This is a genomic window from Streptomyces sp. XM4193, from assembly GCF_023072595.1.
In the GTDB taxonomy this organism is placed as follows: domain Bacteria; phylum Actinomycetota; class Actinomycetes; order Streptomycetales; family Streptomycetaceae; genus Streptomyces.
Window position 1 is genome coordinate 560,800 of record NZ_JALLGK010000002.1, and the last position, 11,811, is coordinate 572,610.

Consider the following 11,811-nt stretch of genomic DNA (forward strand, 5'->3'; position numbering starts at 1 on the left):
AAGACCTTCCCAGCGCGCCGAACCCGGGGGCCCTGTCTAGGGTGTCGGTGTTCGGCGCGCCGGTTTCGGCCGTGCGCCGTCAGTTGCCGCCGCGCGGCAGCACGGTGGCGAGCACCTCGGGAAGCGCGGCCCAGTCCGAGGTCACGGTGGTGGCGTGCGCTCCCGCCGCCAGCTCCGCGACCCGCCCCGCGGCCTCCTCCCGGCTCGGCTCCCGGGCGTCGATCGCCGGCGCCACCCCGTGGGCCGAGGTCGCCACCAGCAGATAGTTGCGCTCCGCGTACCAGGCGGTGTCGATCTCCCCGCCCGCGTAGGCGGAGGCGTCGCCGTCGAAGACCACGAACCACGGCCGCAGCGCCGCCTCGTACCGCTCCTCCCGCGGATCGCCGGCCTCCGCCCCGAGCACGGCGGGGAACGCGGTGGCCGTGTCGAGGTTCCCCTCCCCGGCCGCGGTGTGCAGATGGCGGGCGTACTCCTCGTCCGTCCACAGGTCGTCGAAGGGGTTGCCCTGCTCGACGGTGCCGGGAATCAGGTGGATCAGGAACTTCCCGGCCAGCGCCTCCCGGGACGGGAAACCGTCGGTGCGTACGGCCTCGTCCAACGTCGCGTGCGCACCGAGCAGTTGGGCCGGGCGGTAGACCGCGTCGCCGAGCTTCTCGGCGACCAGGGCGTCGAACTCTGCGGGGCCGCGACCGCCGACCGCGTTGAAGCCGTCCTTCATCTCGATCTTCAACTGGATCGGCCGGTGACCGGGGTTGGCCTCGCTCCAGGTGCGCAGATCGGTCAGGCAGCCCGCCAGATCCCGGTCGCGGTCGCCGTTCTCCAGCTCCTCGGGCGTGGCGGCGTTGGTGCAGTTGTTGTTGTTGCCCAGCGGGTTGTCGTGCGAGACGCGCCAGCCGCCGCCGAAGTTGTTGGTCCAGACGTCGAACTCCAGCAGGCCCGCGCCGGAGTCCAGGGCCTGCCCCACGTAGGGGAACGTCGCCTTCTCGTACGCGTTGTGCACCCCCACGCCGGTGGTGGCGGAGTAGGGGCCGGGGTCGGCCTGGGCGGCGCCGGCCGGTGAGTGCAGTGCGGTCGCGGCGACCACCGCGAGCGCGGCGGTGGACAGCAGCGCGGTCGTACGGGATCTGGAGCGGAAGAGACGCACGGGGGACCGCCTTCGCATGGGGGAGCGACTCAATCGCCGCACAGCGTAAGGCAGTTGGATGGATCTGCCACCCGTGCGGGATGAACTCCCGGAGATCCCCCGGCGACCGCCGCCCGCGCGGGCTGTCCCGCGAGGGCGTCCTGCGAGGGCGTACGAGAGACGCCGTTTCGCGGGAGGTGCCCGACACCGCCCGCGCGCGAGTGCGCCCCGAGACACCGCCCGCCGCCCCCGCGGCTGCCGTCCCGCGGGGCGCCCGTCGCGTCGACGCCCGTCGGGAGGCGGCCGTCGGCGCGACGGCGGGCCCGTCCCGTTCGCCCGCCGTGCCGCGGACCGCTCAGGCGACCACCCGGAGGGCGGCCTGCGCGTTCGCCGGCAGCCGGAAGTCGCGGCAGATCGCGGCGCTGGCCCGGCGTGCGGACCGCAGCGCCCCCTGCGCGGTGCTGGTGTCCCGGTGGTCGCCGCACACGTACAGGCCGGCCAGCAACCGTACCGCGCGTGCGGTGTCGTGCGGAGCGGGCATCGCGGGCACCGCCCTGCGGTCCTGGTACGCGGCCAGCAGCTCCCAGCTTCCGGCCGACGCACCGTGCAGCGCGGCGAGTTGGGGTCGTGCGGCTCGATCGAGCGCCGCCACCGGCTCGTGCGCCGCGCGACCGAGCACCACGGAGGTGACCAGGGTGCGACCGGGCAGTGCGCGGGAGGGGTCGACGGCCGAGGCGACCGAGGAGTGCGTCAGCGGCCCGCGCCGCTCTCCGTCCAGCAGCAGCGAGGTGCGCAGGGCGTCGCAGCCCGGCGGCGCCGAATCGGCCGCGTGGTGCAGCACGGTGACGGGGTGGAAGTCGGGTACGCGCAGGCCGGGCAGCAGCTCCGCGGCGTCGGTGGCACCGGTGGCGATCAGCACCGCGCGGCAGCCGAGCCGGCCGTGCGCCTCGGTCTCGACGGCGTTGACCGCCACCGACACCGCGCGCACCCCGGTGCGCACCGTGCCGGCCGGCAGCGACCGGGCCAGGAGCTCGGGTACGGACTGCGCGCCGCCCGCGGGAAGGCACAGACCGCGGCGGGCGAAGGCCCGAAGCGCCTGGTCCACCACGCGACTCGACGTCCCGAGGTCGGGGTCGCCGAGCAGCGCCGACACCAGCGGACGCAGCTGGCCGTCGACCGTCCGACCGGGGACACCGCGTGCCGTCAGCGCGCGGCCGGCCGGCAGCTCCTCCCGCAGTTCGAGCCGGGCCAACGGTGTGCAGGCGAGCCGGGAGAGCTGGTGGCGCAGCCTCGCCGAGTCCAGCGCACCCGCCAGGGCGCGCGCTCTGGTGCGTGCGCCCCCCGTGCCACCTCCGACGCGCAGCGCGTGGCTGCCGCTGATCCGTACGCTGCGCTCCGCCCCGCGCAGCACCGCACCCGGCGCGAACGGCCGCAGCGAGAGAGCGGCGAGCGGCGCCGGTCCCGAACGCGCCCCGAGCTCGGGGCTGTCGGCGCAGAGCAACTGGCCGCCCCGGTCCAGCCGGTAGCCGTCGATCCGGTCCGTCGTCATCCGACCGCCGACGCCCTCGCCGGCTTCCAGCACAGTGACCGCCAGCCCCGCGCCGGTCAGGTGGACGGCGGCGGCGAGACCCGCGAGCCCGGCTCCGATGATGACGACGTCGCAGTCCGCGGACCGTCCTGACGCAGTCGCTGGCGCGGCACTGAGCACATGCCCTCCCCGAGGTGAGTGCCGTTGGCGGACGAGCGGCTCCGGGCCGTCCCGCCACCTCGGCGCGACTGGCCGGACACACCCCTCATGCCCCCAACCGGCGCAGGAAATACCCGAATCGGCCCCGACCCTAGCGGCGGTCGGGAGCGGCGACGGGGGCACGCCGGGCGGCGCGTGGTCGCACACCGGTCGCACAGCTCGTACGACCGGACACGTTCCGTGTGCGCGACCGGGCGCGGACCGCCCGTGCGGTCCGGGCCGCAACCCCCGTGCGCGGGCCGGGAGTTCGCGGCTACTTCAGCGCGGCCCTGATCGCGTCCTCCACACCGGGGAAGGCGAAGGTGAAGCCGGACTCCAACAGCCTTGTGGGGACGACCCGTTGGGAGCCCAGCACCTCCTGGGAGAACTCCCCGAGCGCCACCTTCAGCGCGACCGCGGGCACCATCGCCACGGTCGGCCGCCGCAGCACCCGGCCCATCGCCGCCGTGACCTCGCGGTTGGTCACCGGATCGGGGGCGGTCAGGTTGAACGGCCCGGACAGGCCGTCGGTCTCCAGCAGATGCCGCAGCGCGGCGAGGTGGTCGTGCAGCGCGATGAAGCTCCAGTACTGACGGCCGCTGCCCAACCGCCCGCCCAACCCCGCCCGGAAGATCGGGAACAGCCGGCCCCACGCACCGCCCTCCTGGGCGACCACAAGTCCCGTACGCGCGAACGCGGTTCGCACTCCGGCCTCGCTCGCGGGCGCCGCCGAGGCCTCCCACTCCTCGCACAGCGAGGGAAGGAAACCACTGCCGGCGCCGTCGCTCTCGTCCACCGCGCGGTCGCCGGTGTCGCCGTACCAGCCGATCGCGCTGCCGCACACCAGCACCCGCGGGGGAACGTCCAGCGAGGCCAGCGCCCGGGTCAGCGTCGTCGTGCCGAGCACCCTGCTGTCCCGCAGCTCCTGCTTGTACGCGTCCGTCCACCGCTTGTCCGCGATGCCCGCGCCCGCGAGGTGGACAACCCCCTCGCAGCCGACCAGGCCCGCGGTGTCGACCCGCCCCGGCGAGCCCTGCGAGCCCGGGTGCCACTCCACCTCGTCCCCCTCGCGGGCCGGGCGGCGCACCAGCCGCACCACCTCGTGCCCGTCGTCGAGCAGGGAACGGCGCAGGGCCGAACCGATGAGTCCGCCGGAACCGGTGATCGCGATACGCATGGCCCCATACTGCGGCAACCACCGGCCCGGCGCGAGGCCCTGCCCACGGGGCGCCGCACGGGCGGGGGAGGCGGCACCGACGCGGGGCGCCGGACGCGCACCGCCCCGTGCGGCGCCGGGGCAGCGGCGTACGGGGCGGTGCGCGTCCGGGAGGCGGCGTACGGGCGGAGGCGTACGGGCGGACGGCGCGTACGGGCGGAGGCGTACGAGCGGAGGCGTACGGGCGGGGCGTGCCTGGCGGCGAGGTACGTGGCGGCGGCGGTCGGGAGGGTCAGGTGCCGCGGAAGCGCTTCCACAGCCGGGGGTAGCGCTCGGCGAGCACCCGGTCGTTCTCGAAGTCCAGCGCGGTGCCCGTCGGTTCGTCCGGCGGTTCGGGCAGCGCGAGGTCCGGCAGCTCGTCGCCGGTGAGGATGCCGTACGCGTCGTCGGCGGCGAAGCCGATCTCGTCGCCGTCGCCGTCGAACTCCTCGTCGAAGTCGCCCAGCAGGTCCGCGAGCGCGTCCGGATCGTCGTGCAGCGCCCCCTCGAAGACCGCCCGCCCCTGGCCGATGAGCCAGCAGCGGAAGGAGTCGAAGACGTCGTCGCCCGCGCCGTCCAGCAGGACCCACGCCGCACCCCACAGATCCCAGCGGTAGGAACGCAGGAACCGCGCCTCGAAGTGCCGGGCGAAGTCGGTGACGGTGTCGGGGTCCAGCTGCACCAGCTGTTCCACCAGCATCTCGGCATGCTCCTCCGGATCGCCCTCGGCGGCCCGGCGCGCCTCGTCGATGAGCTCCCAGAACTCGTCCTCGTGCATCGTCACGGCACCAGCATCGGCCCTCCCGCACCGGCCCGCACGCGGAGGCGTCCCTCCGGTCCGCCGCGGGTCGCGACCCGTCCGCGCCGCGACCCGCCGGAAATCCGGACACAAGATGTCGGGATGCGGTGTGAGCGTGGGGGACGCAGTGCGGAAACCACACCTCGACCGGGGCCGACGCCCCGTATCCGGACGGAGCACACATGACCTCCCGACCCAGCCTCACCGGCAGAATCGCCCTCGTGGCGGGCGCCACCCGGGGCGCCGGCCGCGCCATCGCGGTGGAACTCGGCCGCGCCGGAGCGACCGTCTACGTCACCGGACGCACCACCCGCACCCGCGTCAGCGAGGTCGGCCGGGCCACCGAGACCATCGAGGAGACCGCCGAGCTGGTCACCGCCGCGGGCGGCACCGGGATCGCCGTACCCACCGACCACCTCGTCGCCGACCAGGTGCGTGACCTGCTCGCCCGCGTGGACCGCGAACACGGCCGGCTCGACATCCTGGTCAACGACCTCTGGGGCGGTGACCACCTGCTCTCCTGGGACACCCCCGTCTGGGAGCACGATCTGCAGGCGGGATTGCGGCAGTTGCGGCTCGGCGTCGAAGCACACCTGGTGACCAGCCACTACGCGCTGCCGCTGCTGATCCGGCACCCGGGCGGACTGCTCGTGGAGGTCACCGACGGGACCGCGGAGTACAACGCCGACCACTACCGCGAGAACGTCTACTACGACCTGGCCAAGTGCGCGCCCATCCGCCTCGCGTACGGCATCGGCAGCGAACTCGCCCGCCACGGCGCCACCGCTGTCTGCGTCAGCCCCGGCTGGCTGCGCTCCGAGGCGATGCTGGACACGCATTTCAAGGTCACCGAGGAGAACTGGCGCGAGGGCATCGAGCAGGACGCGGGTTTCGCCGTGTCCGAGAGCCCCACCTACGTCGCCCGCGGCCTGGCCGCCCTGGCGGCGGACCCTCGCAAGGCGCGCTTCAACCGGGCCTCGCTCTCCAGCGGCGACCTTGCCGGGGAGTACGGCGTCACCGACACCGACGGCTCCCAACCGGACTGCTGGCGCTACCTGTTGGCGGCGGACAAGGACCCGACCACCGACCCGGAGGACTACCGCTGAGCCGATCCCCCGGGACGCGCGGACGGGACGCGCAGACGGGACGCGCGGACCGTGCGTCCCGGCGGCGTCCGCGCCCGCGGGCCACGGAACGGGTGTACGGGTGCGTCAGCCGCACTCGTACAGCCGGGCCGTGGCCCGCGCGGCCCGTGCCATCCGCTCCCGCATCCGCGGCGGTGCGAGCACCTCCGCGTCGGGGCCGAGCGCCAGCAGCTGCCCGTACGCCACGTCCATCGTCTCGACCGGGAGCGTGACGGTCAGCCGACCCCCCTCGGCGGGGCCGGCCGCGGCGAGAGCCTCCGCCACCGCGGTGCGGTCGCCGTGCACATGCGGCAGCCGCGCCGCGCCGGCCTCGGAGAGCCGAAGGGTGACGCTCTCGCGCAGCACCGAACGGGCGAAGGCCGCCGACTGCTCGGCCCAGAACGCGGGCAGGTCGAACTCCTCGTCACGGTCGAACACCGTCTGACCGACCGTGACCCCGCCGATCCGGTCGATCCGGTAGATCCGCACCGCCGCGGTGGGGACCCGGGCGGCCAGGTACCAGACCCCTGCCTTGAGCACGAGGCCGTACGGCTCCAACTCCCGAACCACCTCCTTCCCCGCCTCCGGCGTGCCGGCGCGCTGCGTCCCGGCCTCCGGCGTTCCCGCCCCACCCGCCTCCGGCGTTCCCGCTTCGGGCGTCCCGGGCTCCGGCGGGCGCCTGCGGTAGCGCACCGTCACCCGCCGGTCGTCCCACACCGCTTCGGCGAGCGTCGGCAGCAGCTCGGGCGCCTGGGGCTCGCGCCACCAGCCGGGGGCGTCCAGATGGAAGCGCTGCGCCATGTTCGTACGGGCGTCGCGCAGCTCGGGGTTGAGTGCTGCCGACACCTTGAGCGCCGCGGCCGACGCGGCGTCGGCGAGCCCGAGGTCGCGCAGCGCGCTCGGCACTCCGGAGAGGAAGAGCGCTTCCGCCTCCTCGCGCCCCATGCCGGTCAGCCGGGTGCGGTACCCGCCCACCAGCCGGTACCCGCCCAGTCGGCCCCGGTCGGCGTAGACCGGCACACCCGCCTCGGAGAGGGCGGCCACGTCCCGGGCCACGGTGCGCTCGGAGACCTCCAGCTCGGCCGCGAGCTCGGCGGCGGTCAGGTGGCGGCGGGTCTGAAGCAGGAGCACCATCTTGATGAGCCGAGAAGCACGCATCGCCCCATTGTGCGGGCAGCCGCTGACAGCGTTCGCCCACCAACTACCCTCTTGCGCTGAACCGAACGCCGGCGGGGGATGTGACGGACCGACAACGCAGTTGACGTGCAGCCACCGCCAGTCAGCAAGGATGCAAACTATGGCAACTAAACCCCGCGAACAGTGGGGCAGCCGCTACGGATTCCTGATCGCCGCCATCGGTTCGGCGATCGGGCTCGGGAACATCTGGAGATTCCCCGCGGAGGCCTACCGCAACGGCGGCGGCGCCTTCGTCCTGCCCTACCTGATCGCCCTGGTGTCCGCCGGACTGCCGCTGCTGATCCTGGAGTACACGATCGGCCGCCGCTACCGGAAGTCCGCGCCAGCCGCGTACCGGGCGATGGCCAAACCCGCCCAGTTCATCGGCTGGTGGCAGGTGGCGATCTGCTTCGTCATCGCCACCTACTACGCGGTGATCCTGGCGTGGGCGGTGCGCTTCATCGGCTTCTCCTTCGGCGAGAAGTGGGGCGACGACCCGGACGGGTTCCTCTTCGACACCTTCCTCCAGCGGGCGGACACCCCGGGCAGCTTCGGCGGGTTCGTCTCGGGCGTCTTCTGGCCGCTGCTGGTGGTCTGGGTGATCACCCTGGTCATCCTGGCGCTCGGGGTGCGGCGCGGCATCGAGATGGCGAACAAGATCTTCATGCCGATGCTCGTCGTCTTCTTCCTGATCCTGGTGGTCAGGGCCCTGACCCTGGACGGCGCGGTGGAGGGGCTGAACGCCTTCTTCACCCCGGACTGGGACGCGCTGACCGACGGGGACGTGTGGGTGGCCGCCTACGGGCAGATCTTCTTCTCGCTCTCGGTCGGCTTCGGCATCATGATCACCTACGCCTCGTATCTGCGCAGCCGCTCCGATCTCAGCGGATCGGCGATGGTGGCCGGCCTGTCCAACTGCTCCTTCGAACTCCTCGCCGGCATCGGGGTGTTCTCCACCCTCGGCTTCATGGCGCAGGCGTCCGGGCTGCGGATCGAGGAGCTGGTGAGCGACGGGGTCGGACTGGCCTTCGTGGCGTTCCCGACGATCATCTCGCAGATGCCCGCGGGCGCGTTCTTCGGCTTCCTCTTCTTCACCTCGCTGGTCATCGCCGGTCTGACCTCGCTGATCAGCATCGTGCAGGTCATCATCGCCGCGGTGGAGGACCGCACCGGCTGGGGGCGCGGTCGCACCGTGGCGATCGTCGGCGGTGCGACCGCGCTCGCCTCGCTGCTCGTGTACCCGCGCGAGGGCGGGCTCTACTTCCTGGACATCGCGGACCGGTTCATCAACCGCTACGGCATCGCGCTCGCCGGCCTCGTCGTACTGATCACCGTCGGCTGGATCCTGCGCAGGCTCAAGCAGCAGCAGGAGGAGGCGGACGCCACCTCGGCGATCCAGCTCGGCCGCTGGTGGCGCTTCTGCCTCGGGGTGATCACGCCGATCGTGCTGGCCGTCTTCCTCGTCGACTCGGTCCGCCAGGAACTCAACGAGAATTACGAGGGGTACAGCGACGGCTTCGTCCTTGCGGCCGGCTGGGGAGTCGCCGGAGGTGCGCTGCTCTTCGGCATCCTCGTGTCGCTGATCCCCTGGCGGCGCGAACCGGAACCGCCGCCGGTCTCCGTCGCCGACGTCGAGAAGAACGAGCGGAGTGGTAGCTGATGGGCGCCAGCGCGATCATGATGATGGTCTTCGCCATCCTGCTGCTGTGGGGTGGCATGGTCGCCGCCATCCTCAAACTGCGCAGCCACCCCGAGGAGCCCGAACCCGACGAGGAGCCGGGAGGCACGGGCCACGACGGGCCGCAGGGCAGCGACGGGCCGCAGGGGTACGACGGGCCGAAGGGGTACGGCGCACATCCGCGCCCCTGACCGCCGCACACCCCACGCACACGCGAAGGTGCCCCGGAACTCACCGAGTTCCGGGGCACCTTCACCGTGGTGTGGTTGCTGCTCGCGCGTGCGCGCGGGCGATCATGCGAGCCCGTACTCCTGGGCCGCCTTCCGCACGGTCTCGTGCTTGACCTCGCCGCGACGGGCGAGCTGGGCGAGCGCCGCCACCGCGATGGACTGGGCGTCCACGCCGAAGTGGCGGCGGGCGTTGTCCCTGGTGTCGGAGAGACCGAAGCCGTCGGTGCCCAGCGAGGTGTACTCCTGCGGCACCCACTGGCTGATCTGGTCCGGCACCTGCCGCATCCAGTCGCTGACCGCCAGCACCGGACCGGGCGCACCCTCCAGCGCCCTGGTCACGTACGGAGTCCGCTCCTCGCCGCGCAGCAGTGCGGCGTCGCACTCCATCGCGTCGCGGCGCAGCTCGCCCCAGGAGGTGGCGGACCAGACGTCCGCGCTGACGCCCCACTGCTCGGCCAGCAGGCGCTGTGCCTCCAGCACCCAGTGGATCGCCGTGCCCGAGGCCAGCAGCTGGATCTTGGGCGTCTCCGCCTGCGCCTCGCCCTCGTTGAAGCGGTAGAGGCCGCGGACGATGCCCTCCTCCACGCCCTCGGGCATGGCGGGCTGGGGCTTGGGCTCGTTGTACACGGTGAGGTAGTAGAAGACGTTCTGGTCCTCGCCGGTGTCCGGGCCGTACATCCTGCGCAGACCCTCGCGCACGATCACACCGATCTCGTACGCGAACGCGGGGTCGTAGGAGAGCGCCGCCGGGTTCGTCGAGGCGATCAGCGGGGAGTGGCCGTCGGCGTGCTGGAGGCCCTCACCGGTGAGCGTGGTGCGCCCGGCCGTCGCACCGACGACGAAGCCGCGGCCCAACTGGTCGCCCAGCGCCCAGAACTGGTCGGCCGTCCGCTGCCAGCCGAACATCGAGTAGAAGATGTAGAAGGGGATCATCGGCTCGCCGTGCGTCGCGTACGACGTGGCGGCGGCCGTGAAGTCCGCCATGGCGCCGGCCTCGGTGATCCCCTCGTTGAGGATCTGGCCGTCCCTGGCCTCCTTGTAGTACATCAACTGGTCGCGGTCGACCGGGTCGTAGGTCTGGCCCAGCGGCGAGTAGATGCCGGCCGAGGGGAACAGCGCCTCCATGCCGAAGGTCCGCGCCTCGTCCGGCACGATCGGCACCCAGCGCCGGCCGGTCTCCTTGTCCCGCATCAGGTCCTTGACCAGCCGGACGAACGCCATCGTGGTGGCGATCTCCTGCGAACCCGAGCCCTTCTCCAGGGACTTGAACGACCGCTCCGCCGGCTCCGGAAGCGCCACCGGATGCACCTTGCGGGCCGGCGCGGGGCCGCCGAGCTCGGCCCGGCGCTCCTGCAGGTAGCGCACCTCGGGGGAGTCCGCGCCCGGATGCGCGTACGGGACGAGGTCCTCGTCCAGCGCGGAGTCCGGGATCGGCAGCTCCAGCAGGTCCCGCATGGCGCGGAACTCCTTGCCGGAGAGCTTCTTCATCTGGTGGTTGGCGTTGCGGGACTCGAAGCCCGGGCCGAGGGTCCAGCCCTTGACGGTCTGCGCCAGGATCACCGTCGGCGCGCCCTTGTGGGCCAGGGCCGCGCGGTAGGCGGCGTACACCTTCCGCGGCTCGTGGCCGCCGCGGGAGGTGTGGAAGCACTCCACGATCCGGTCGTCGCCGACGAGCTTCGCCAGCTCCGCGAGCGCCGGCTCGGCGCCGAAGAAGTGCTCGCGGATGTAGGCGACGTCACGGGTGGCGTAGGTCTGGAACTGGGCGTCGGGCACCTCGCGCAGGCGCCGCAGCAGCGCGCCGTTCGTGTCCAGCCGGAACAGCTCGTCCCAGGCGCTGCCCCACAGCGACTTGACCACGTTCCAGCCGGCGGCACGGAACTGGGTCTCCAGCTCGCGCACGATCTTGAAGTTGGCGCGGACCGGTCCGTCCAGGCGCTGGAGGTTGCAGTTGATGACGAAGGTGAGGTTGTCCAGCCCCTCCCGCCCGGCGAGGGCCAGTGCGGCCGTGGACTCGGGCTCGTCCATCTCGCCGTCGCCCAGGAAGGCCCAGACGTGCGAGGTGGAGGTGTCCTTGATGCCGCGGTGCTCCAGGTACCGGTTGAACCGGGCCTGGTAGATCGCCGACAGCGGGCCGAGGCCCATCGAGACGGTGGGGAACTCCCACATCCACGGCAGCCGCCGGGGGTGCGGGTAGGAGGGTATGCCGTTGCCGCCGGACTCCTGGCGGAAGTTGTCCAGCTGAGCCTCGCTCAGCCGGCCGTCCAGGAAGGCGCGGGCGTAGATGCCGGGGGAGGCGTGGCCCTGGATGTAGAGCTGGTCGCCCGAGGCGCCGCCGCCGGCGAGGTCGTCCTTGCCGCGGAAGAAGTGCTGGAAGCCGATCTCGTACAGCCAGGCGGCGGAGGCGAAGGTGGCGATGTGTCCGCCGACGCCGTACCGGGAGCCGCGGGTGACCATCGCCGCGGCGTTCCACCGGTTCCACGCGGTGATGCGCGACTCCATCGCCTGGTCGCCGGGGAAGTCCGGCTCGGCGGCGGTGGGGACGGTGTTGACGTACTCCGACTCCAGCAGGGGCGGCACACCCAGATCACTGAGCCGGGCGTGCTCCACGGTCCTGCGCACCAGGTAGTTGGCGCGCTGCGGACCCGCGGCCCGGGCTACGGCGTCCAGGGACTCGCGCCACTCGGCGGTCTCCTGGGGGTCGCGGTCCGGGAGCTGGTCGAGCTCGCTCGCCCGCGTCGTTACGGGGTCGGTCATGAGGCC

Annotated in this window: 9 protein-coding genes; 3 read left to right on the forward strand and 6 right to left on the reverse strand. The window is 72.9% G+C overall.

The genetic code is table 11. The features are described from left to right. Positions 1-79 precede the first annotated feature (79 nt). From MTQ01_RS09675 to MTQ01_RS09690, 4 genes are all read right to left on the reverse strand, one after another. Complete coding sequence (locus MTQ01_RS09675) at positions 80-1,162, reverse strand: phosphatidylinositol-specific phospholipase C domain-containing protein (protein ID WP_374207672.1); 1,083 nt, start codon at positions 1,160-1,162, stop codon at positions 80-82. Between the two features lie 316 nt (positions 1,163-1,478). After that, on the reverse strand, positions 1,479-2,831 hold the full coding sequence (locus tag MTQ01_RS09680) for an FAD-dependent oxidoreductase (protein ID WP_247488620.1): 1,353 nt from the start codon (positions 2,829-2,831) through the stop codon (positions 1,479-1,481). A gap of 292 nt (positions 2,832-3,123) precedes the next feature. Further along, entirely contained in the window at positions 3,124-4,026 is a 903-nt protein-coding gene (locus MTQ01_RS09685) for a TIGR01777 family oxidoreductase (protein ID WP_247488622.1), read from the reverse strand. A 271-nt stretch (positions 4,027-4,297) separates the two neighbouring features. Beyond that, positions 4,298-4,822, reverse strand: a complete 525-nt coding sequence (locus tag MTQ01_RS09690) for a DUF4240 domain-containing protein (protein ID WP_247489180.1) — start codon at positions 4,820-4,822, stop codon at positions 4,298-4,300. Between the two features lie 203 nt (positions 4,823-5,025). Between MTQ01_RS09690 and MTQ01_RS09695 the strand changes: the two genes are divergently transcribed. Then, positions 5,026-5,949, forward strand: coding sequence for an SDR family oxidoreductase (locus tag MTQ01_RS09695; protein ID WP_247488624.1), 924 nt, complete (start codon positions 5,026-5,028; stop codon positions 5,947-5,949). Between the two features lie 105 nt (positions 5,950-6,054). Here MTQ01_RS09695 and MTQ01_RS09700 read toward each other — a convergent pair whose 3' ends face one another. Further along, positions 6,055-7,125, reverse strand: coding sequence for a YafY family protein (locus MTQ01_RS09700; protein ID WP_247488626.1), 1,071 nt, complete (start codon positions 7,123-7,125; stop codon positions 6,055-6,057). 139 nt (positions 7,126-7,264) lie between these two features. Between MTQ01_RS09700 and MTQ01_RS09705 the strand changes: the two genes are divergently transcribed. Both MTQ01_RS09705 and MTQ01_RS09710 read left to right on the forward strand, forming a co-directional pair. Next, a complete protein-coding gene (locus MTQ01_RS09705) occupies positions 7,265-8,803 on the forward strand; it encodes a sodium-dependent transporter (protein WP_247488628.1) in 1,539 nt (512 codons plus the stop codon). Continuing rightward, positions 8,803-9,012, forward strand: coding sequence for a methionine/alanine import family NSS transporter small subunit (locus MTQ01_RS09710; RefSeq protein WP_247488631.1), 210 nt, complete (start codon positions 8,803-8,805; stop codon positions 9,010-9,012). Before MTQ01_RS09705 ends, MTQ01_RS09710 begins: the two co-directional genes overlap by 1 nt. A 102-nt stretch (positions 9,013-9,114) precedes the next feature. Here MTQ01_RS09710 and aceE read toward each other — a convergent pair whose 3' ends face one another. Further along, entirely contained in the window at positions 9,115-11,805 is a 2,691-nt protein-coding gene (aceE, locus tag MTQ01_RS09715; RefSeq protein WP_247488633.1) for a pyruvate dehydrogenase (acetyl-transferring), homodimeric type, read from the reverse strand. Positions 11,806-11,811 lie beyond the last annotated feature (6 nt).

Bases quoted from the DNA above. Each gene is read 5' to 3' on its own strand.
- MTQ01_RS09675 (WP_374207672.1), bottom strand. From the start codon at position 1,162: ATGCGAAGGCGGTCCCCCGTGCGTCTCTTCCGCTCCAGATCCCGTACG.
- MTQ01_RS09685 (WP_247488622.1), bottom strand. From the start codon at position 4,026: ATGCGTATCGCGATCACCGGTTCCGGCGGACTCATCGGTTCGGCCCTG.
- MTQ01_RS09690 (WP_247489180.1), bottom strand. From the start codon at position 4,822: ATGCACGAGGACGAGTTCTGGGAGCTCATCGACGAGGCGCGCCGGGCC.
- MTQ01_RS09695 (WP_247488624.1), top strand. From the start codon at position 5,026: ATGACCTCCCGACCCAGCCTCACCGGCAGAATCGCCCTCGTGGCGGGC.
- MTQ01_RS09700 (WP_247488626.1), bottom strand. From the start codon at position 7,125: ATGCGTGCTTCTCGGCTCATCAAGATGGTGCTCCTGCTTCAGACCCGC.
- MTQ01_RS09705 (WP_247488628.1), top strand. From the start codon at position 7,265: ATGGCAACTAAACCCCGCGAACAGTGGGGCAGCCGCTACGGATTCCTG.
- MTQ01_RS09710 (WP_247488631.1), top strand. From the start codon at position 8,803: ATGGGCGCCAGCGCGATCATGATGATGGTCTTCGCCATCCTGCTGCTG.
- aceE (WP_247488633.1), bottom strand. From the start codon at position 11,805: ATGACCGACCCCGTAACGACGCGGGCGAGCGAGCTCGACCAGCTCCCG.